Source organism: Pseudomonas agarici, assembly GCF_001543125.1.
Classification (GTDB): Bacteria; Pseudomonadota; Gammaproteobacteria; order Pseudomonadales; family Pseudomonadaceae; genus Aquipseudomonas; species Aquipseudomonas agarici.
Map to the genome: position 1 here is coordinate 1,929,474 of NZ_CP014135.1, position 21,759 is coordinate 1,951,232.

At 59.3% G+C, this 21,759-nt stretch carries 21 protein-coding genes; 7 read left to right on the forward strand and 14 right to left on the reverse strand.

What is annotated here, in order from left to right:
• Positions 1-28: 28 nt before the first annotated feature.
• From AWM79_RS08465 to AWM79_RS08500, 8 genes are all read right to left on the reverse strand, one after another.
• Positions 29-1,606, reverse strand: a complete 1,578-nt coding sequence (locus AWM79_RS08465; RefSeq protein WP_060782600.1) for a flagellar hook-associated protein 3 — start codon at positions 1,604-1,606, stop codon at positions 29-31.
• Positions 1,607-1,619: 13 nt separating this feature from the next.
• On the reverse strand, positions 1,620-3,680 hold the full coding sequence (gene flgK, locus AWM79_RS08470; protein ID WP_060782601.1) for a flagellar hook-associated protein FlgK: 2,061 nt from the start codon (positions 3,678-3,680) through the stop codon (positions 1,620-1,622).
• A 10-nt stretch (positions 3,681-3,690) separates the two neighbouring features.
• Entirely contained in the window at positions 3,691-4,956 is a 1,266-nt protein-coding gene (gene flgJ / locus AWM79_RS08475) for a flagellar assembly peptidoglycan hydrolase FlgJ (RefSeq protein WP_060782602.1), read from the reverse strand.
• A 10-nt stretch (positions 4,957-4,966) separates the two neighbouring features.
• Entirely contained in the window at positions 4,967-6,076 is a 1,110-nt protein-coding gene (locus AWM79_RS08480) for a flagellar basal body P-ring protein FlgI (RefSeq protein ID WP_060782603.1), read from the reverse strand.
• 12 nt (positions 6,077-6,088) lie between these two features.
• The gene (gene flgH / locus AWM79_RS08485) at positions 6,089-6,784 is read right to left on the reverse strand and encodes a flagellar basal body L-ring protein FlgH (protein WP_060782604.1); all 696 of its coding nucleotides are present in this window, start codon (positions 6,782-6,784) and stop codon (positions 6,089-6,091) included.
• 52 nt (positions 6,785-6,836) lie between these two features.
• Positions 6,837-7,622, reverse strand: coding sequence for a flagellar basal-body rod protein FlgG (flgG, locus tag AWM79_RS08490; protein WP_060782605.1), 786 nt, complete (start codon positions 7,620-7,622; stop codon positions 6,837-6,839).
• A gap of 46 nt (positions 7,623-7,668) precedes the next feature.
• Positions 7,669-8,409: a flagellar basal body rod protein FlgF gene (locus AWM79_RS08495; RefSeq protein WP_026012980.1), complete on the reverse strand. Its 741-nt coding sequence runs from the start codon at positions 8,407-8,409 to the stop codon at positions 7,669-7,671.
• Between the two features lie 245 nt (positions 8,410-8,654).
• Positions 8,655-10,226 (reverse strand): sigma-54-dependent transcriptional regulator, encoded by a 1,572-nt coding sequence (locus tag AWM79_RS08500; protein WP_060782606.1) that lies wholly within the window; start codon positions 10,224-10,226, stop codon positions 8,655-8,657.
• A 291-nt stretch (positions 10,227-10,517) separates the two neighbouring features.
• On the opposite strand from AWM79_RS08500, the gene phhA reads away from it, so the two are divergent.
• From phhA to AWM79_RS08520, 5 genes are all read left to right on the forward strand, one after another.
• A complete protein-coding gene (phhA, locus tag AWM79_RS08505) occupies positions 10,518-11,309 on the forward strand; it encodes a phenylalanine 4-monooxygenase (protein WP_060782607.1) in 792 nt (263 codons plus the stop codon).
• 95 nt (positions 11,310-11,404) lie between these two features.
• Complete coding sequence (locus tag AWM79_RS08510) at positions 11,405-11,761, forward strand: 4a-hydroxytetrahydrobiopterin dehydratase (RefSeq protein WP_060782608.1); 357 nt, start codon at positions 11,405-11,407, stop codon at positions 11,759-11,761.
• Positions 11,761-12,951 carry an amino acid aminotransferase gene (locus AWM79_RS08515; RefSeq protein WP_017130121.1) on the forward strand — a complete coding sequence of 397 codons (1,191 nt, stop codon included), beginning with the start codon at positions 11,761-11,763 and terminating at the stop codon, positions 12,949-12,951. Before AWM79_RS08510 ends, AWM79_RS08515 begins: the two co-directional genes overlap by 1 nt.
• 132 nt (positions 12,952-13,083) lie before the next feature.
• Positions 13,084-13,215: a hypothetical protein gene (locus AWM79_RS25860; RefSeq protein ID WP_017130120.1), complete on the forward strand. Its 132-nt coding sequence runs from the start codon at positions 13,084-13,086 to the stop codon at positions 13,213-13,215.
• A gap of 85 nt (positions 13,216-13,300) precedes the next feature.
• Positions 13,301-13,483 (forward strand): hypothetical protein, encoded by a 183-nt coding sequence (locus AWM79_RS08520; protein ID WP_060782609.1) that lies wholly within the window; start codon positions 13,301-13,303, stop codon positions 13,481-13,483.
• Between the two features lie 76 nt (positions 13,484-13,559).
• Here the strand turns inward: AWM79_RS08520 and arfB are convergent, their stop codons facing one another.
• Together arfB and AWM79_RS08530 are read right to left on the reverse strand one after the other, a co-directional pair.
• Positions 13,560-13,973, reverse strand: a complete 414-nt coding sequence (gene arfB, locus AWM79_RS08525) for an alternative ribosome rescue aminoacyl-tRNA hydrolase ArfB (protein WP_017130118.1) — start codon at positions 13,971-13,973, stop codon at positions 13,560-13,562.
• Positions 13,974-14,216: 243 nt separating this feature from the next.
• Positions 14,217-15,626 (reverse strand): amino acid permease, encoded by a 1,410-nt coding sequence (locus AWM79_RS08530; protein ID WP_017130117.1) that lies wholly within the window; start codon positions 15,624-15,626, stop codon positions 14,217-14,219.
• A 796-nt stretch (positions 15,627-16,422) separates the two neighbouring features.
• Between AWM79_RS08530 and AWM79_RS25265 the strand changes: the two genes are divergently transcribed.
• On the forward strand, positions 16,423-16,560 hold the full coding sequence (locus AWM79_RS25265) for a hypothetical protein (protein ID WP_017130115.1): 138 nt from the start codon (positions 16,423-16,425) through the stop codon (positions 16,558-16,560).
• Between the two features lie 66 nt (positions 16,561-16,626).
• On the forward strand, positions 16,627-17,592 hold the full coding sequence (locus AWM79_RS08535; RefSeq protein ID WP_017130114.1) for a CgnE/CgnB domain-containing protein: 966 nt from the start codon (positions 16,627-16,629) through the stop codon (positions 17,590-17,592).
• A 73-nt stretch (positions 17,593-17,665) separates the two neighbouring features.
• Here the strand turns inward: AWM79_RS08535 and rluB are convergent, their stop codons facing one another.
• From rluB to AWM79_RS08555, 4 genes are all read right to left on the reverse strand, one after another.
• On the reverse strand, positions 17,666-18,871 hold the full coding sequence (rluB, locus tag AWM79_RS08540) for a 23S rRNA pseudouridine(2605) synthase RluB (RefSeq protein WP_060782610.1): 1,206 nt from the start codon (positions 18,869-18,871) through the stop codon (positions 17,666-17,668).
• Positions 18,872-19,111: 240 nt separating this feature from the next.
• Entirely contained in the window at positions 19,112-19,936 is an 825-nt protein-coding gene (locus AWM79_RS08545) for a methyltransferase domain-containing protein (protein ID WP_060782611.1), read from the reverse strand.
• Positions 19,937-19,952: 16 nt separating this feature from the next.
• Positions 19,953-20,345, reverse strand: coding sequence for a DUF1641 domain-containing protein (locus AWM79_RS08550; RefSeq protein WP_017133501.1), 393 nt, complete (start codon positions 20,343-20,345; stop codon positions 19,953-19,955).
• A gap of 25 nt (positions 20,346-20,370) precedes the next feature.
• Positions 20,371-21,561 carry an NAD(P)/FAD-dependent oxidoreductase gene (locus AWM79_RS08555; protein ID WP_017133500.1) on the reverse strand — a complete coding sequence of 397 codons (1,191 nt, stop codon included), beginning with the start codon at positions 21,559-21,561 and terminating at the stop codon, positions 20,371-20,373.
• Positions 21,562-21,759: the final 198 nt, after the last annotated feature.

The window sequence follows — 21,759 nt, forward strand, 5'->3', positions numbered from 1 at the left end:
GCCGAGGACGCTTTGGCGCCCAGCGCCTTCAAATCTTGTTGAACAGACCGAGCTGGCTGATCTTGCTGAAAGCCAACTGCGCTGCTTGCAACATGGTCTGCTGCAGCGTCAGACGAGTCATCACCTCGGCCGGATCGGAATCCCTGATGGCCTGTTGGCTGCTGCCGTTGGCCAGGGTCAGGCTTTCGTTGGTGGCCGCCTGAGTATCGAGTGCCCCACCCCGCGTACCGACGGTGGTAATCGCGCTACCCGCCTGATTCATCGCACTGTCGATATTGCTGATTCCGGCATTTATGGTCGCGAGGAGTTTCTGCTGGGCTGGCGGATTGCCGTCGACCGCAGTGTTCAGGCCAATAATCATCGAGTTCAGGGTGTCGAGGATATTCTGGGTCTGATGATCGTTGGGCTGAACGATGAACTGGTCACCGGCATTGGCCGCGCCATTGAAGGTGAAAGTGACGCCAGCGGCGGTGATGGTCTGCGCCGCCGGCAGCGCCGGCAGGGTGCCCGAGGACACCGGTTTACTGTCCGCCGAGATCGGCGCGGCATAGAGGTCATAGGCGCCGCCGGCGCCAAACTTGATGATTGCCCCACCGCCAGGGAAGGTGCTGGTATAGGCCGCCGGGTTGGTGGTGGTGGCGCTGGTAATCACCGCTGTCGAGCTGTTGCCCGGACTGCGCGTGGTATTGAAGGAGTCCGGTTGCGCCGCCAGCGTGAAGCTATGTCCGGCGATCACGGTGTCAGGGACATCGCCGGCCTTCAGATTGATGTTAAGGGCCAGGTCGACGCCACGGAAGTTCACGGTCTGATTGGCACCGTTGCTGTTGCTGATCAGGCCGTTCTGACTCGCTTGCGCGGTGACATCGTTGCCGGCGCCGTCGGTAATCCTCAACTGCGTGCTACTGAGGAAGGTCACGGTATACGGTTGGCCGGCAGTGAATGCGGCGTTGTAGGTTGCACTGTCGCTGACCAGGCCGTTGGACAGGCTCACCCGACCATCGTCCACCGCCGGCGCGGTCAGGGTGACCTGGGTTCGCGCGGTATTGATGGACTGCTGGAAGGCTTCCCAACCGGTGATATTACTGCCCAGCGACAGATTCTCGCCAACTTGCAGGCTCAAGGTGGACTGGTCGCCGTTGTAGCGGTAGGTACCGTCCGCGTTGGCGGTATAAGGCTCGGCATTGGTCTTCGAGCCGCCAAACAGGTAGTTGCCGTTCGAATCCTGGCTGTTCATCAGGCCAAGGATCGTCTGCTGGATCTGCCCCAGTTCCTGGGCCGCCGCCTTGCGGTCGGCATCGGTCTTGCTGCCGGTGTTGGCGGCCAACGCCAGCTCACGAGCCCGCTGCATCGCCGTCTGGATCGAGTCCAGCGCCGTTTCGGTTTGAGTGTATTGTGTCTTGAGTGCCGAGCTATTGGTGCCGTACTGAGTCAGCGCCGCGCTTTGCTGACCCAGTTGCAGCAGCCGCGCCGCGCCAACCGGGTCGTCGGCGGCGGTATTGACCTTGACCAGGCTGCTGGCTTCGGCGGCGCTCTTGAGCGTGTCATTGTAGCCACGCTGATAATTGGCAGCGGTCGTTTCGTAATACTGAGCGGTGGAAATGCGCATCAATTACGACTCCTTAAAGACTGTTGATCAGCATGCTGAAAGTTTCCTGGGCCGCTTTGATAATCTGCGACGAGGCGGTGTAGTACTGCTGGTACTTGACCAGGTTGCCGGTTTCCTCGTCGAGATTGACCCCGGACAGGGAATCGCGCGCGCCCTTGGCGTTGGTCAGCACCATGGTGGTCGCGTCGCTGTCCGACTTGGCCGTGGATGCCCGGGTACCGACATTGGAGACCAGCTTGCCGTAGGCATCCGAGAGGCTGATGCCCTGGCTTGGCGTGCCGGTGTCGACGGTCTTCTTGGTCTGCAAGCCGACCAGGACGGTGCTGTTGCGGTTGTCCGAGGAACCGGCACCGGTCATCGACAGGGTGAAGCTTTCACCGGCCTTCGGGTTGCCGCCCACCGTGGTCTGGACCGTGAAGGTCTTCTGCACGTTAGGCGTGACGGTGGTGTCCATCACTGGGTTACCCGAGGCATCCACCATGTTGATCTTCAAGTTCAGGGTGTTGGCCTGGCCTGGCACGATGGTGCCGGTGCCCATGACATTGCCCTTGGCGTCGGTCAGGGTGTAGTTCTGGGTGCCCGCCGCCGCCCCGGTGCCGGGGGCAGCGAAGACGAGCTTGGCCGGCGTCCCATACTTGATGGCGTCCCGCAACTGCGCGTTGTTGATCGGGGTGGAGGCCCCCAATTGGTCGACCAGGGTCGGCTGGGTATAGGTCCCGCCATTGTTGGCACTGGTCACACCGGTCAGCGGCGCAGCGGCGGCGATGTTCTTCGAATCGCTCATCACCGTCTGGATATCGCTGGCGCCACTGCGGGTCGGGGTGATCTTGAAGCTGTCGCCGGCAGTCATCGCCGTGGCGCTATTGGGGTTCAGGGTGAAGCCATCGATAACCGGCGGCGGCGTGGTAGCCGTGCTGAAACTGCCCATGTCGGTGCCGTCGGAACGCTTGACCGAGTAGTTCGTGCCGCTGGTGAAGGTCACTTGGTAGTCGTAGGTGGTCAAGGCGCCGGTGTCGCTGATATTCACGTTCAGGTTGCCGGAACCGGCACTGTTGGTCGACTTGGCGATACTGCGCTGGCTGATCAACGCGGCGCTGTTGATATCGTTGAAGATCGCCGAACCGAAGTTGCCGTTCTTGTCGATGCCTTGGGCGTTCTGCCGGTTCATCTGATCGGCAACCACCAAGGCCACGCGACCCAGCTCGTTCAGCGCCGGGTTCAGCACTTCGTTGCGATAACGCAGCAGACCGCCGATCTCGCCACCGCTCACCGTGTTGGTGATATCGATGGTACTCGAGGCGCGGTTCAGTTGCAGTGCCGAACGACTCGGATCGTCCTTGCTCGGCACCGCCGCCAGGGTGTTCGTGCTGTTGCCCATGACCAGCGGTTGGCCATTGGCGAGGTAGACATCATAGTTGGCGCCGCGCTCGGTCACCGAAGTGCCGACCAGTTCGGACAACTGACGAACAGCCTCGTTACGCTTGTCCATCAGGTCGTTGGGCGCGCCACCGGATGGGGAAATCCTGGAAATCTGGTCGTTGTATTGAGCGACGCTGGTTGCCAGTTTGTTCACCTGGTCGGCCATATCCGCCAGATTGGTGTTGATACCGGTGTTCTGCTCGTTGAGCTGCTTGGCGATGGCGTTGAACTTATCACTCAGGGCCTTGGCACTGCTCAGTGCGCTCTGCCGGGAGGGGTCGTCGGTTGGCGAGGCCGAGACCGCTTGCAGGGAACTGAAAAACTTCTGCAGGGAGGCCGTCATGCCGGTGTTGGTATCGGACAGCATCGCATCGGTCGGCGTGACTTGGGCCAGGTACGAGGCAGTATCGTTGTTGAGCGAGGTCGCGGTATGCAGCTGCGATTCCAGGTACGAACTGTAGACTCGGCGCACATCTGCCAGGGTGGTACCGGTGCCGATGAAGACGCTGCCGTACTTCTGCGAGGCTGCGGAGCTCTGCACGGTTTGCTGACGCGAATAACCGGCGGTATCCACGTTGGCAATGTTGTTGCCGGTGGTCGATAGCGCCGAGCTGGCCGCGTTCAACCCCGTCATCCCGATATTGAGCAGACTCATGATTCAGACCTTATAAATTCGTGGAAGCGCCCGCCGCAGCGTAGTTCTGGTAGCTCTTCATGGTTTTTGCTATTTGCGAAATCTTGCTGGCGTAGTCCGGGTCGGTTGCATACCCGGCCTTTTGTAGCTCACGGACAAACTGCTCTGGGTTATCGGCTGACTTCAGCACATCTTGATAACGATTGTTGCTTTGCAGCATCGAGATCAAATCGTGGAAGCTGTCCTGGTAGGAAGCGTAAGAGCGAAAGTCCGCCGTTTCCTTGACCATCTGCCCATTGCGAAACTCGCTAGTGATCGCCCGAGCCTGCGGTCCCTGCCAACTGCCGCCGGTCTTGATGCCGAACAGGTTATGACTGCTGCTGCCGTCCTGCTGGCGCATGACCGATTTGCCCCAACCGGTTTCCAGGGCTGCCTGAGCCACCAGGTAACGCGGATCGACACCAATGCGTTGGGCCGCCTGTTGCGCCATGGGTAGCAGGGTGGCGACAAATTCATCCTGAGAACTGAACGCCCGCCTGGCCGGCGCCAAGGGCGGCTGAGCCATGGCGCGACCGTAGATCTGCATGCCCCCATTCGGTACGGCCAGCCAGTCGCCATTGACCACGCTATCGCCAGCGGCACGTTGCGCCAGGACGTGCCTGGCCGGTGCGACTTGGGCACCGTCAATCGACGGGACAAGCCCGGCCAGCAAGCGATCAGCCAGCTTGCTCGGCAACGCCAGACGCCGCGAGTTGAGTTTCGCCACATCGTTGCGCAGGCTGGCGTCGGCGTTGTTCTGCGTAGCGACCCGCGACGCCCACAGGGCGTGCTGGCCGTTAGAGCGCACGAACGGCGAACCCGGCGTCGGCGTCGCGGTACCTGCGGCAATCGGCGTCTGGGCCGGCTTCTCGAGCGCTCCCGCTGGCGGTCCGGCCTTGAGCCCACTTTCCGACGGCCTGGAGGATTTTTCCTTGGACATCTGGCGCATCAACACGTCAGCCAGACCGATACCTCCACCCTGGCGGGACATGGTCACGGCCAGTTGCTGGTCATACATTTCCTGGTATTGCTTGGCCGCCGGAGTATTGAGCGGATTGTCCTGGCCCAGCACTTCGGTGGCCGAACGCATGGACTTGAGCATTTGACTGAGAAACAGCGACTCGAATTCCTGCGCGACCTTGCGCAGGTTGCCGTCACTGTTGCGGTCGCCGACCTTCAGATTGTTCAGGCGATTGAGGTCGGTATAGGCGCCCGAGTCGCTGGCGCTGACGATCCCACTCTTGTGAATATCCACCATGGAAACGGCCTCAAATCACGATCAGGTCGGCTTGCAGCGCGCCGGCCTGTTTCAGCGCTTCGAGGATCGCCATCAGGTCGCCTGGCGCCGCCCCCACCTGATTCACCGCCCGGACGATCTCGTCCAGGGTCGTGCCTGGACCGAACTTGAACATCGGCTTGGCTTCCTGCTGGGCATTGACCCGCGAACGCGGGACCACCGCCGTGGTGCCGTTCGACAGCGGGCCTGGCTGGCTGACGATCGGGTCTTCGGTGATGGTCACCGTCAGGCTGCCGTGGGTCACTGCCGCCGGCGAAACCTTGACGTTCTGACCGATCACGATAGTGCCGGTACGCGAGTTGATGATGACCTTAGCCACCGCCTGCCCCGGATCGACCTCAAGGTTTTCCAGGATCGACAGGTAGTCGACACGTTGGCTCGGATCCAGTGGCGCGGTGACCCGAATCGAGCCGCCGTCGATGGCTTGTGCCACGCCGGGGCCGAGCATATTGTTAATTTTATCGACGATGCGCTTGGCCGTGGTGAAGTCCGAACGGTTGAGATTCAGGGTCAGGCTATTGCCCTGATTGAAACCACTGGGCACCGCGCGCTCGACCGAAGCACCACCGGGAATACGACCGGCCGACGGCACGTTGACGGTGATCTTCGAACCGTCACGCCCCTCGGCATCAAAACCGCCCACCACCAGGTTGCCCTGGGCGATGGCGTAGACGTTACCGTCGATCCCCTTCAGCGGCGTCAGCAGCAAAGTGCCACCACGCAGGCTCTTGGAGTTACCGATGGAAGAAACGGTGATATCCACCACCTGACCCGGCTTGGCGAACGCCGGCAGATCGGCGCTGATCGACACCGCCGCGACGTTCTTCAACTGCACGTTGGCGGAACTGGGCGGCACCTTGATACCGAACTGCGACAGCATGTTGTTGAACGTCTGTAGGGTAAACGGCGTCTGGGTGGTCTGGTCACCGGTGCCATTGAGGCCGACCACCAGGCCATAACCGATCAACTGGTTGGAGCGCACGCCGGAAATGCTGGCGATGTCCTTCAACCGCTCGGCCTGGACATCGAAGGCGATGGACATCAGTAACACAACCACCATCAGATGCTTGAAGTTGAACATGGTCATCGGCACCTAGAAAGGCCAGAGCGGGCTGAGGAAGAAACGGTCGAACCAACCCGGCTGGCTCGTATCGGCAAAGGAGCCGGTCCCCGAATAGGTGATGCGCGCATCGGCCACTCGGGTCGATGAAACGGTGTTATCGGTGGAGATATCGTCGGCCCGAACCAGGCCGGCAATCCGCACCAGCTCATCGCCGGTGTTGAGGGTCATCCACTTCTCGCCACGCACCGCAATGATGCCGTTGGGCAATACATCCGCCACGGTGACGGTGATCGAACCGGTCAGGCTGTTGCTCTGGCCGGCCTTGGCCGAGCCGTCGGTGGCACGGTTGCCGCTGTAGCCGGCGCTCAGGCTCAGGTCACCGCCGCCCAGTGGGTTGTTGGTATTGGGCGTACTGCCAAACAACGAGCTCAGACCGATGTTCGTGGCACTTTTCTTCGACAGGTTGGAGCTGGCGTTCTTGCTGGCCTGGGTCGCCTCGTTCAAGGTGATGGTGATGATGTCGCCGACCCGGAATGCCTTGCGATCACTGTACAGGTTCTGTTCGAAACCGGCCTGATAGATCGAACCGTTGTTTGCCGCTGCGGGCAACGGCGTGCGCGGCAACACCGGCGCGTAGTAAGGGTCGTTCGGCTTGGGTGGCGGATTCACGCAACCTGCCAGTGCAACGACCCCACTCAGCGCGAGAATTGAAAACAACCGATTCATGACCCTACCTCACGGTGTTGCAGACGACCGTCAGACCGCCCCATAGACTTGATTACAGATTCTGCGTGACGAACGAGAGCATCTGGTCGGCGGTGGAGATCACCTTGGAGTTCATTTCGTAGGCACGCTGGGTGGTGATCATGTTGACCATCTCTTCCACCGTGCTGACGTTCGACGTTTCCAGGGTGCTCTGCTCGGTGGTACCGAAACCGTTGAGCCCCGGCGTACCGACCTGTGGCGCGCCACTGGCGGCGGTTTCCAGGAACAGGTTGCCGCCCACGGCTTGCAAGCCAGCCGGGTTGATGAAGTCGGCGGTCTGCAGGTTGCCGATCACTTGCGAAGCCGGGTTGCCGGCGACGGTGATCGACACGGTGCCGTCCTTGCCCACGGTGAAGGTCTGGGCGTTGTTCGGAATCACGATCGCGGGATCCAGGGCAAAGCCGCTGGCGGTGACGATCTGGCCGTTGTTGTCCAGATGGAAAGTGCCGTCACGGGTGTAGGCCGTGGTGCCGTCCGGTTGCAGTATCTGGAAGAAGCCGCGACCGTTGACCGCCATGTCCAGCGGTTGATCAGTGGTCTGCAGGCTGCCGGCGGCGAAGTTCTTTTGCGTGCCGACAATGCGCACACCCGTACCCAGTTGCAAGCCAGACGGCAGTTCGCTGTCCTGAGTGGACTGGGCGCCAGGTTGGCGTTTGATCTGGTACAGCAGGTCCTGGAACTCGGCGCGATCACGTTTGAAGCCGGTGGTCGAGACGTTGGCCAGGTTGTTGGAAATGGTGGTCAGGTTGGTGTCTTGCGCCGCCAAACCTGTTTTTGCAACCCATAGTGCCGGAAGCATTCTGCTCTCCTTCGCGCGCCTGTTTTACGGCGCTACGTTGTGGTGATTAGCTAATCTGCAAGACCCGAGCCATTGCCTGGTCATCGTCTTTGGCGGTGTTCATCATTTTGATATGCAACTCGAACTGCTTGGCCAAGGCCAGCACCGAGGTCATTTCCTCGACGGCATTGACGTTGCTTGCCTCAAGGAAACCGGACACCAGCTTGACGTTGGCATCCGCCGCCGCTGGCTGGCCGTCCTTGGTGTGGATCATCCCGTCCAGGCCCTTGGTCATGTTCTTCAGGTCCGGGTTGACCAGCTTGATGCGATCGACCACGGCCACGACACGCGGGCCTTCACCCATCGCACGGATACTGATGGTGCCGTCCTCGCCCACTTCGACCTTCGCCTCGGGCGGCACGGCAATCGGCCCGGCATTGCCCATCACCGGCATACCGTTGCCTGCACGCAATATGCCCAGCGCATCGATATTCATGCTCGCGGTACGCACATAGCCTTCGCTACCGTCGGGAGCCTGCACCGCCACCCAGCCGGTGCCGCCCACGGCTACGTCGAGATCACGCCCGGTTTGCTGCATCGGGCCTGGCGAGAAGTCGGTTGCCGGCCGCTCGGACATGGCAAACGCGCGCGCCGCAAAGACATCACCGAACACCGGCATCGAACGGGCCTGCTCCAGGTCACGCTGAAAGCCGCTGGTGGAGATGTTCGCCAGATTGTTGGCATGTGCCTTTTGCGCCAGAGCATTCTGGCTGGCGCCGGTCATTGCCACGTAAAGGTACTTGTCCACAGTCTTTCCTCTTTACTGACGGACGTTTGCCGCCCACCGTTGTACAGCGAGAGGCCTAGCAATTTTTGCACCAACTTGTTTTTTTTACGGCCAAACCCAAGCCAGCCGGGACTTCGATGGTATTTCGAGGGTTTCAAGAGGGTGAGCAGGGACGAAAAAACGGCGCAGTTATGCCGCTGACGGCAAGTATCGGTAGCGATGCGGGAGAAAAGCCGGCGCCCAGGCAGACCCAGCTCCGATGTACCCTAGGAATCCGATACGCTGTCTCTCTTTCCGAGATTATGTTCCTTCAGTTTATTGGCAATGGTGGTATGGGAAACGCCCAGCCGCTTGCCCAGCAAACGACTGCTCGGATGCTCCGAATACAAGCGCTCCAGCACCGCCTTCTCGAATCGTCCGACAATCTCGTCCAACCCACCCTCCAGGGAAAAGTCCCCCAGCGGCTGGCGCACCCCGTAATCCGGCAGGCGAATATGTTCGCCCTTGACCCATCCCCCTTCGCATAACGAAACCGCCTGAAACAATACGTTTTCCAGTTGCCGGATATTTCCCGGCCAGTGGTAGTGACTCAGGCGCTCCATGGCCGCCGGCGCCAGTTGCGGCAACGGGCAGCCGATCTGCCGGCTGGCCTGGTCGAGGAAGTGCTCCACCAGTGGCGCCAGGCCGTCCAGGCATTCACGCAAGGGCGGGATATGCAGCGACAGTACATTGAGGCGGTGATACAGATCCTGGCGAAACTCGCCACGGGCACACGACTCCGACAGATCGACCTGGGTGGCGCAGATCACCCGCACATCGAGATAAACCTCTTCGTCACTGCCCACCCGACGGAAACCGCCATCCTGCAGAAAGCGCAGCAGCTTGGCCTGCAAGCGCGGGCTCATCTCCGCAACCCCATCCAGAAACAGCGTGCCGCCGGCCGTCAGCTCCAACAACCCGAGCTTGCCTTCCGCGCGCGCACCGTCAAAAGCGCCGGGGCCATAACCGAACAATTCGGTTTCGGCCATCGACTCCGACAGCCCAGCGCAATTAAGCGCCATCAACGGCGCCTGGCCACGTGGACTGGCCAGGTGACAGGCGCGCGCCAACAGCTCCTTGCCGGTACCGGTCTCACCTTCGATCAACAGCGGCGCATCCAACGGGGCCATACGCCGAGCCTCGCGCACCACCGCGGCCATCACCCGGGAACTCTGGAAAATACTGTCGAACCCACGCAATTCCTGCTTGCGCACGTTATAGATCCGTTCACCGAGCTGATCGGCGCGGTGCAGCGTCAACACCGCGCCAGCCATCGCCTCGATGTCGTCATGCTCCGACCGCAGGGGGGCGATATCCGCCAGAAAGACGTCACCCTTGATCTTGACCCGCAGGCCATTGATTCGCGACTTGCTGGTGCGCACCAGTTGCGGCAGGTCGAAATCCGCCGCATAGCGGGACAAAGCGATCCCCGGCACCTCATCGACCCGCACACCGAGCAACTGCGCCGCCGCCCGGTTCGCCGCGACAATCGAGCCGCCCATGTCGATGGACAACACCGGAAACTCCAGCGCCCCCAGCAGCGCATTGAGCTCCATGTGCCGGCGCTCGCTGGGCATCAACCCGACCCGCTTCACGCCAAACACCCCCGCGATGGTCTCGAACTTCGGACGCAGGGCCTGAAACTGCAGGTTGATCAGGTTCGGGCAATGCAAGTAGATGGCATTGCCCTGGTCGCCACCGACCTCGCCACGGGCCACGTTGATGCCGTAGTCCACCAGCAGGTTGAGAATGTCGCGCAGGATGCCGATGCGGTTCTGGCAATGCACTTTGATACGCATGGAAAGATCCAGGAAGATGGTGGGGACGGTGTCGTGGGCGTTTTTCGGCCCGACTCTGGGCAATTTTTTCCATTGCCTTGCAATTTTTCGTAAAGATTACGTGACAGATATCAACTTCGCCATCGCACAAAAGCCCCGTCTTCTCGACAACGGCCGACACTCGTCACGAATACTTTACAGGTCAACCGCCTCAAGCGCTTCATCGCGACCTCCCGCTCCGATGCATTTCCCGCGTCCGCGGATCAACACTAGTAGACATAACAAGAATGATCCCTCGAGCAGGAGAGCGGTATGAAGCAGACGCAATACGTGGCGCGCGAGCCCGACGCACAAGGGTTTATCGACTACCCGCCCGCCGAGCATGCGGTCTGGAACACTCTGATCACTCGTCAGTTGCAAGTGATCGAGGGTCGTGCGTGCCAGGAATACCTGGATGGCATCGAAAAGCTCAAGCTACCCCATGAGCGAATTCCGCAACTCGGCGAAATCAACACGGTCCTGGCGGCCACCACTGGCTGGCAGGTGGCTCGAGTGCCGGCATTGATCCCGTTCCAGACCTTCTTTGAATTGCTGGCCAACAAGCAGTTTCCGGTGGCCACTTTCATTCGTACCGAAGAAGAGCTGGACTACCTGCAGGAGCCGGACATCTTCCACGAGATCTTTGGCCACTGCCCACTGTTGACCAACCCTTGGTTCGCCGAATTCACCCACACCTACGGCAAGCTCGGCCTGCAGGCCAGTAAGGAACAACGGGTGTACCTGGCGCGCCTGTATTGGATGACCATCGAATTCGGCCTGGTGGACACGCCACAAGGCCGGCGCATCTATGGCGGCGGCATTCTCTCCTCGCCCAAGGAGACGCTGTACAGCTTGTCAGACACGCCCGAGCATCAACCGTTCGACCCGCTGGAAGCCATGCGCACCCCGTATCGCATCGATATCCTGCAACCGGTGTACTTTACGCTGCCGAACCTCAAGCGGTTGTTCGATCTGGCCCACGAGGACATCATGGGTATGGTCGAACAAGGGATGAAGCTGGGCTTGCACCCAGCGAAATTTGCGCCCAAGCCCAAGGCTGCCTGATCGGCTTTTTGCCACTGCCCGAGCCATTCTCGCCCACATACGTTCATCTGGGCGAATGGCGTCTACCGAACAAAAACGAACCACAGGAATACCCCATGAACAGCTTGCACCAAGCCCACTGCGAAGCCTGCCGCGCCGATGCCCCACATGTCAGCGACGAAGAACTGCCGGTACTGATCAAACAGATTCCGGACTGGAATATCGAAGTCCGCGACGGCATCATGCAGTTGGAGAAGGTCTACCGGTTCAAGAACTTCAAGTTCGCCCTGGCCTTCACCAATGCCATCGGCGACCTCTCCGAAGCCGAAGGCCATCATCCTGGCCTGTTGACCGAGTGGGGCAAAGTCACCGTGACCTGGTGGAGCCACTCGATCAAGGGTCTGCACCGTAACGATTTCATCATGGCGGCACGCACCGACGAGGTCAGCAAATCCGCCGAGGGCTGTAAATAATGCATTTCACCGCCATTGCGCGCGTACCTGGCGATCCGATTCTCGGATTATTGGAGGCCTATGCCCAGGACCCCAACCCGGCCAAGTTCGATCTCGGCGTAGGGGTCTACAAAGACGCCCAAGGCCTGACGCCGATCCTGCGCTCGGTCAAGCTGGCCGAGCAGAAACTGGTGGAAGGACAGATGACCAAGTCCTATATCGGCGGCCATGGTGATCCGCGTTTCGCCAGTCTGCTGACCGAACTGGTCATGGGCGCCGATTCGCCGCTGATCGCCGGCCAGCGTGTCGGCGCCACCCAGACCCCCGGCGGCACCGGGGCGTTGCGCCTGAGCGCCGACTTTATCGCCCACTGCCTGCCGGGGCGGGGCATCTGGCTCAGCGATCCGACCTGGCCGATCCACGAAACCATCTTCGCCGCCGCCGGCCTGAAGATCAGCCACTACCCTTACGTCGACGCCCACAACCGCCTGGACATCGCAGGCATGCTGGCCACCCTGGAGCAGGTTCCGCCGGGCGACGTCGTGCTGTTGCACGCCTGCTGCCACAACCCGACCGGTTTCGATCTGTCCCACGCGGATTGGTACAAGGTGCTGGATATCGTCCGTCGCCGCGAACTGCTGCCACTGATCGACTTCGCCTACCAGGGCTTTGGCGACGGTGTAGAGCAGGATGCCTGGGCCGTGCGCCTGTTCGCCCAGGAACTGCCGGAGGTGCTGATCACCAGTTCCTGCTCGAAGAACTTTGGCCTGTATCGCGAGCGCACCGGCGCGCTGATCGTCAGCACCGCCGATGCCGATAAGCTGCTGGATGTGCGCAGCCAGTTGGCCGCCATCGCCCGTAATCTCTGGTCCAACCCGCCGGACCATGGCGCAGCGGTGGTCATGAGCATCCTTGACGATGCCCAATTGAAAAGCCTGTGGGCCGACGAAGTGGAAGCCATGCGTCTGCGAATCGCGCAGTTGCGCAGCGGCCTGGTCGAAGCCCTGCAGCCCCATGGGTTGGCGCAACGCTTTGCGCATATCGGCCAGCAGCGCGGGATGTTTTCCTACACAGGCCTGTCACCCGCCCAGGTCAAGCGCCTGCGCGACGAGTACAGCGTGTATATGGTCAGCTCTGGCCGGGCCAACGTCGCCGGGATCGACGCGACACGCCTGAACGCACTGGCCGAGGCGATTGCGGCGGTCTGCTAGTACCGGTAATGAGCCACCACCGGACAGATAAAAATCTTTCTGTTATTTGTACTGCTGTATCCTATCCAGGCTTTTTTAAAAGCGCGGATCTACCCAGCGATTTAAAAACAGACCTTGCGAGGAGCGACGACGATGCACGAGATACCCAACCTCCCCTTCCCAAGCCTGCACGAAACTGAGCAGAAAACCCCGCAACCAGCCAGTGCCCAACCGCCTGAAAAGACCGAGGCCGCAGAAAGCCTCAAGGCCGACAGCGAAGACTGAAACGCCTGAAACGCTGGCCGTGTGAAAAACCGCCTCTGGTGTTTTTCATACAGCCAGACACAACCATCACTCCCCGGACCACGCCGTGACCGACACTTTCGACGAAACCCAAGCCAGCCTACTGATCGGCACCGCCGAAAAGATGATCGAGCTGTGGAACAGTCTTAGCCCGGAAAAACAGGCTGTCTTGCTCGCCCGTTTCGGCAATCAGGAAAATGCCCTGGCCGCCCTGGTCGCTACTCGACTGTTGGCACCGACCCAATCCTGAACGCTGCCCCGCCCGGCCTGGGTTCGATTTAACGCCCTGCAAGCCACCCGCCGCTCAGCCTATCGTTGTTATTCGCCTAGAAATCGACCTTGCCGCGCCCTGCCTTGATCGCCCCGCGCTGGTTCTTGGTCTCCAGTCGACGCTTTTTCGAGCCCTGTGTGGGCTGGGTCGGACGGCGCTTCTTGACGACCTTAGTCGCCGCCAGAATCAACGCGACCAGGCGCTCCAGGGCATCCGCGCGATTCTGCTCCTGGGTTCGATATTGCTGGGCCTTGATCACAATCACTCCGTCAGCAGTGATGCGACTGTCCCGCAGGGCCAGCAGGCGCTCCTTGTAGAACGGCGGCAGGGACGAGGCCGGAATATCGAAACGCAGGTGCACCGCGCTGGACACCTTGTTGACGTTCTGCCCGCCAGCGCCCTGGGAGCGGATGGCCGTCAGCTCGATCTCGGTATCCGGCAGGTGCACGTTGTTGGAAATCACCAGCATGTGAAAGCGTCCGACATCAGGGCATTCAGGATACCGAAATAACCAACCCGATACAGGGCCGCATCATGCTGTTCACTTAAACCTTTGCAGTCGCCCCCCCCTTGTGGCGAGCCTGCGTATCGGAACGCCGCACGTCCAGGTTTAACTCATGGGCTCAGTACCAAATGTTTGAGAGCGAGGGCCAGACAAGGCACACGCGGGTACATTTGCTGCGGGACCGGGTTTGTCTGGCACCATCATTGCCTACTTCACCGCTGGCACCGGCTGTCTGGCATCGCGCTTGTTCTTGAGGCCGTAGCAGAACCACATGAACGCCAACCACAGCGGAATGGCATACACCGAGACCTGGATACCCGGAGTCATCAGCATGATGCCGAGGATGAACACCACGAACGCCAGGCAGACATAGTTGCCATAGGGGTACCAGAGTGCCTTGAACAACGGCACCTGTTGCGTGCTATTCAAGTGCTGGCGGAACTTGAAGTGCGAGTAGCTGATCATCGCCCAGTTGATCACCAGGGTCGCAACCACCAGTGACATCAATAGCTCCAGGGCATGCTGCGGGATCAGGTAGTTCATGACCACGGCGACGAAGGTCACCAGCGCCGAAGCGAGAATCGAACGCACCGGCACGCCACGCTTGTCGATCCGCGCCAACATCCGCGGCGCATCACCCTGCTCGGCCATACCCAGCAGCATACGGCTGTTGCAGTAGGTGCCGCTGTTGTACACCGAGAGCGCCGCAGTCAGGACCACGAAGTTGAGGATATGCGCGGCGGTGTTGCTGCCGAGCATCGAAAACACCTGGACGAACGGGCTGGCACTGTAGGCGTCGCCAGAGCCGTTCAGGCTACTGAGCAGGTTGTCCCAGGGTGTCAGCGACAGCAGCACGATCAAGGCGCCGATGTAGAAAATCAGAATCCGGTAGATCACCTGGTTGATCGCCTTGGGAATCACGGTTTTCGGCTGGTCGGCTTCAGCTGCCGTGAAACCGAGCATTTCCAGGCCACCGAAGGAGAACATGATGATCGCCATGGCCAGAACCAGGCCACTAACGCCATTGGGGAAGAAACCACCGTGCTCCCACAGGTTACTCACCGAGGCTTGAGGGCCGCCGTGGCCGCTGACCAACAGGTAGCTGCCGAGGGCGATCATGCCGACAATAGCCACCACCTTGATGATGGCAAACCAGAACTCCGCCTCACCGAAGACCCTGACGTTGGCCAGGTTGATCAGGTTGATCAGTACGAAGAAAGCCGCCGCCGAAGCCCAGGTGGGGACAGTCGGCCACCAATAGTGGATGTACTTGCCGACTGCGGTCAACTCCGACATGCCCACCAGGATATACAGGAGCCAACAGTTCCAACCCGACAGGAAACCGGCGAAGCCGCCCCAATACTTGTGGGCGAAGTGGCTGAAGGAGCCGGCCACCGGCTCTTCGACGATCATCTCGCCCAGTTGACGCATGATCATGAAGGCAATGAAGCCACAGATCGCATAGCCGAGGATCATCGACGGACCGGCGGATTTCAGCACCCCGGCGGAACCGAGGAACAGCCCTGTGCCGATGGCGCCGCCAAGGGCGATCAATTGGATATGACGATTTTTCAGGCCGCGTTTCAGCTCACCTGAAGGGGGAATGGATCCACTCATTACAAAGGGTCTCACGCAAGGTTTGATGAGGTGTCGAGGTATCAGCGATGGGTGCTAGATGAAACCGCAGAGACACACACCAGGCCACCGCATGGACGCCAGGCATTCAGAGGGCAGCAATTGTAGGAAATATTACGAGTCATGCGTCACCTGTTTGTTTTTATCCGTGACGAAATCGAACCCATCACGCTTGTGGCGCGATGGCGTGAATAAGGCGGGTAGCCTTGAGTGTACGGCCTTCGGGGCATCGCGAGGCAGCCACCGAGCAGGACAAAATGCGGGTACGCAGTTGGGTCACAGTTAAAACGCCCGGTATTGTACACCGCTAAGCTGCGACCGGCAGGTAGGCGCATCACACCACCGCGATGCCGGAGGACAGTCGGCAGAAAAAACCCGGTTGCTCGCAACCTCGGCAACTATTCCTTGCACGGCATCCAGACGAGTGATTTCAAAGGGCTTGACCGGTAATCCGTAAGCATTGTCTGACACTGCGTAACGAAAATCTTCCAATCATGCGAATCAACTCGACTGCCTGTAAATTGACGAATAGCGCTTTTCGATCCGATATTTTCGACTGAACCATTGTTTTTACTGAGCAAGCTTTTCAGCAAAAAACAGAATAAAAAATCCATCTAAAAATATTTTGAATTATTTTTTGCACCAAGGAAGTTCCTGCACTAAATTTTCACCCACTTGCCGAAACCGCTTCGGCGAGTCAACGAGCGGTGCAAACCGGTACGCCTCTTTGAACACCGCCCGATAGCCGTGCAAGACATTCTTAATAAGGAGATTCATCATGCAAGTATCGGATCAAGACGTGGTAACCGACCTGCAACTGGACGACTGGTTTGAAGCCCCGACACACGAGGCAGCCGTTGAAATGATGCAAGCCGATGCGGTCGTGCCATTCGGCACCGCGATGTGGCCTTTCTAAAGGCATCCCAGGGCGGGGGCGGTGCAACGCACCCGCCACTTTTCGATGCGGACCAGGAACGACGTCATGGACAAGACCCACGCCCTCGAACACTTTCTCTACTACCTGGGACACCACCCGGCCCTTGAAGGCGTTGCCCATCCGAAAGTGCTGGTGGGGCACACCTTGGACTACACCGACATCTGCGCCGCCATTATCGAGCACGCTGCTGGTACCCGGCATTTTTCGTTCGACGCCATGCGCCTGGATCTCCAACCCAGCCCGATCCTTCAGGAGGCCATTACCGACAGCGACCTGTATATCTTCTTCTACGATTCCTCGACACTCTCGCCACCGCGTCCGGAAGGACCCGAATTCATGCGCGCACTGCATGGCGTGATGGCTGAACATTGGCGTAAGTCGCTGCTGTTCAAGGATTACGGCGACTATTTCTACGACACCTTCAGCGTCAGTCCCCAGCGCATTGCCGACCTCAATGAAACCTTGATCCGACGGATCTCCCAAGCCAGCATACTGAGCTTCAAGGACCGCCATGGCTCCTACCTGGAGGCGCCGCTGCACAACATCCACAAGTGGACCAATATCAACGGCGTCGGCAACTACGACCTGGCGCCCGGAGAAATCGCCACCCACAGCGATACAATCAATGGTCACGTGCAATTTATCGGGACCTTTCTCGGGACCATTCCCTTCGCCCGCAAGTATGGCGTGCTGGAGTCCCCCCTGGAGCTGTGGATCGACAACTCCATCATCAGCCGGGTTTCCAGCCAAGTGCCGGGCCTGGAAGCCGATTTCAACAAATACCTGAGTGCCAACCCCTCCAATCGTCGGGTCGAGGAGCTAGGCATCGGAACCAATGAAGGCATAACAGAGCTGTATGCGCGCAACTCGGGATTCGAGGAACGGCATTGCGGCCTACACCTGGGCCTCGGTGGCGGCGCCAAGGGCAGTCACCACCTGGACCTGATATTCGCCAGTGGTGAACTGGCGCTGGATGGCAAACCGGTATTCGACGGCCAATTCGCGTTCTGATTACACAATTGATCGGCAAAAAAAACGCCAATCCGAGGATTGGCGTTGTTTATTCCAACAGGACGCTCAGCGCTTATTCAGGCTTGTGCCGCCCGAATCCAGGGCGCTGGCCAGAACCGGCCGGGGCGCCACGACGCTTGCCCGACGGCGCGTCCTTGTCCACCAGGCTGATACCTGGACGCTTGGACTTCGGTGCTGGCTTGGCCGGACGCTTGCTGTCCACCGGACGATCCGCCAGCGGTGTTCCGCGCGACTCGCCACGACCGGCTGGCCGCGGGGCGCGGGGGGTGCGCTCACCATCCTGACGAGGGGCCGGTTTGCGAGCCGGGCGCTCACCGTCGATGTGCGGCTCGCGCGATACACGCTCAGGGGCGGCTGCGCCGCTGGCCGGACGCAAGGTCCGTACACGCTCGGTCTTGCCCATTGGACGCGAGGATTTACGCTGCATCCGCTCCAGCTTGTCCTTACTCTTGGCGTTCAACTGCGGCATCGCCACCGGCGTCAGGCCAACCTCGGCACTGAGGATATCGACCTCGTACTGGGTCATTTCGCGCCAGCGGCCCATCGGCAAGTCGGAGTTCAAGAATACCGGGCCAAAACGCACGCGTTTGAGACGGCTGACCACCAGGCCCTGAGATTCCCAGAGGCGACGAACTTCACGGTTGCGACCTTCCATCACCACGCAGTGGTACCAATGGTTGAAGCCTTCGCCACCCGGTGCCTGCTGGATGTCGGTAAACTTCGCCGGACCGTCTTCGAGGACCACACCAGCCTTGAGCCGCTCGATCATCTCGTCGTCAACCTCGCCACGCACACGGACCGCGTATTCACGGTCCATTTCGTAGGACGGGTGCATCAGGCGATTGGCGAGTTCACCGTCGGTGGTGAACATCAACAAACCGGTGGTATTGATGTCCAGGCGGCCGATATTGATCCAACGGCCCTCTTTCGGACGCGGCAGCTTATCGAACACAGTCGGGCGCCCTTCCGGATCGTCACGGGTGCAGATTTCGCCGTCGGGTTTGTTGTACATGATCACGCGGCGCACCGATTCAGCGGCTTCTTCGCGCTTGATGACCTTGCCATCAATGGTGATGGCGTCGTGCAGGTCGACGCGCTGGCCAAGAGTGGCATCTTTGCCATTGACCTTGATCCGGCCTTTACTGATCCAGCCTTCCACGTCGCGGCGCGAGCCAACGCCGATACGGGCGAGGACCTTCTGCAGTTTTTCGCCTGCGGGGCCGATTTCCTGGCTGTCTTTCTGATCGTTGTCACTCATCTGGGCACCTCCCGGTGTGTCGATTCAGGCTCGGCCTGAAGAGATAAAAGCCTGTTCTGGACGATAGGATCGTCGAAGGGGCACCAATCATACGCCGATCCGCAGTTTCATGCACTAACGAGCAGCAGTTTGTGGGAACGCCGTTTCCAGGGGTTTGGAGAGCAACTTTTCCGCCCCCTGGCTTCGATGGTTAAGTCCGGGCGGTTATCCACGTTATGTCGGGCACCGCCGCCTTCGCGCTCAAACAGTCGCGAGAATGAAGATCCGTTTGAACGGAAACAGGGTGCATCCATTCCCTTCCGGTGGGTAATCCTGATGAACACGTGGCAGATAGTGATCGAGAAATCTTTGCCGTTCTTGCTCGTCCAGTGCCAGCAGCACTGGACGTAATGCCGAGACCTTGACCCAGTCGAAGATCGGTGAGTTGCCCTCGACTATCTGTAAGTGCTCTGTTTCCCAGATATCCACGTCCTTGGTCAGCGGAGCCAACAAACGATAGTAATCGTCTAGTGACAGCACCGAACGCTCGGCCATAGACCGTCGCAGTTGCAAATCCCCCAGTGGTCCGTTATTGATACCGCCGTGCTCAAGGGTTTCCAGCATCAATTGATACCAGGGTGCATCACGCCAGTTGGGCATATGCGCCGCCAGGCAGCCACCGGGATTGAGTTGTGCCAATAAATGTGGCAGCAACACTTTGTGATCCTTGATGAAGTGCAGCACCGCCGCTGCAAACAACAGGTCTGCTCGCTGATCGGCCTTCCAGACTTGTAGGTCGCATGCCTGCCAAAACGCTTTGATTGGCAAGCTCCGGGCCTCTTCGAGCATCTCCGTCGAGTTGTCAACGCCGGTCAGATCAGCCTCTGGCCAGCGTGTGGCTAACAATTGAGTTGCAATCCCGGTGCCGCACCCCAAGTCATAGATTCGTTTAGGATGTTCTAGATTGACCTGGTTTAACAATTCCACCACTGGTCGTTCTCGTAGACGGGTGAATTTGAGGTATGCCTGGGGATCCCATTGGGTACTGGCAGTCCTTGCCGTTGACGGCTGAGGCTTGATAAGCATGAGCTAGTCCTTTAGATCAAAGTTGCTTTCCGATGACATTCAGTGTTCTGAGTATCAGTGCTATCCCTCGGCGGGTGTCCGTTTCACGCAGCAACGACAGTAGCCCAAAGAGACTGGGGGGACCTTCCTCCGCCGTGGTCTCAGCCTTGGCCATACGCAACGCATTGCCAAAGCTCCAAGAGACAGCAGTCGCGCTCTCGAACAACCCGGCAAGCTTTTCCACCAAGGCAGAATCCAGCAGATCCACCAGGTCGGAAATCAAAGCTAGAGCATCGGCAATATTATCCATGCGACCGCCGTCCAGCAGAGGTTGTAGCTTGCCAAGCAGCGCCTCGAGCCCTGCATTGTGGCCAGGCGATAGAACGTTGGCAGTGGTATTGATTTGCGGCAACTCATTGGCGACATCCATGACTTTCACTCATCCGTATGCAGGTTCAAAGCATTCCCCGAGCCACGGCCCAATACAGGCCGCGGTTGAATCCGTTGCGAAGCAGCCCGCCTAGCTTGCTCGGCGGAGTCGGCAGAACATCATGTGTGTAGTCGTACCACAGCGGCATCCCGCCATTGAGCCCCATCTGTGCCACCGCTTGGACGCGCCCGTCATACACCGCGCAGGGCGCCCCCAGACGGATTTCGGCAGCGATGTTATTGGCGATGACCGGAGCTTGGTTGTGGCAGGCTCCTCCCGCCTTGCTGATAGGTAGATCCACTGTGTCACCTATTACATAGACGCCTTCCAACCCATAGACTTGTAGCGTTTCATGATGGGTCGGCAACCAACCTTCGTCATGCTCGGCCTGCGATGCACCACTCTCGAGTACCACATCCACCGCACGAATGGGGGGTGTCGCCATCAGAATATCGAAGGGTTGCTCGTCACCTTCTTCGGAGTAGGCAATACGCCGCCCTGGATCGACCTTGCTCAAGGTAAAACCGCGCTGAAAGCGGATGTTTTTCTGCTCGAAGATGCTTGGAAGAATCTCGCCAGTCGGTCGCTGTAAGAACAAACAATTGCGCAGGAGTTGGGCGGTGGTGGGATAGGTGTAAATGATTTCAACCTTATCCCGCACGCCGCGACGACGCAGGAAGTCGTCCAGCATCAAAGTCGTCTCCACCGGAGCGATACCGCATTGGTGCGGAACATTTGGCGTCTTGGGGAAAGACACCGTAATAAAGATTCGGCCCTTTTCTATGGTGCTCAAGCGCTGGGCCAATTGCCGTGCCGCTGGGTATTGATAGAAGTGGTCGCCCGCCTCTTTAAGCCCCTCGATGCGCTCGGGAGCTGGAATGCAACCTGTTGCGATGACTAGAAAATCGTAACCATGACGTTTGCCGCCGCGGGTCTGCACGTACTGTCCGGAGAAGTCGAAGCGCGTGACTTCGTCGACTTGAAAGTCAATTTCCGGGCGCAACAATGAACGCTCCGGACGCTTTAGCTCCTCTTCAAAGAACTGATTGAAGGCCACGTACATAAACGCGGGTTTATAAAAATGATCAGGCGAATTCGATAGCAAGGTAATGCGTACCTCACCGCGCTGAATCTCCGAATAGAGCTTGTTGACCAACTGGTTGGCAAGCATCGTGCCGCCAACACCGCCACCGACAATAATAACCTGCTTGGCCACCCGTCACCTTCCTTGGTTTAAGTTCGATCCATCGGATGGAAATTAGACGATTTCTGAAAAGAGCTAAGAATAATAGGCGATTAAAACAGCTTGGCTAATTACCACCTAACAGGCTGGTTTTTATGTCCTGCGCGTCGTTTCCACACCTCGAAAGGGCGTTGATCAGAGGTAGTCGGTTTTTGGGGCACATTGCGGCCC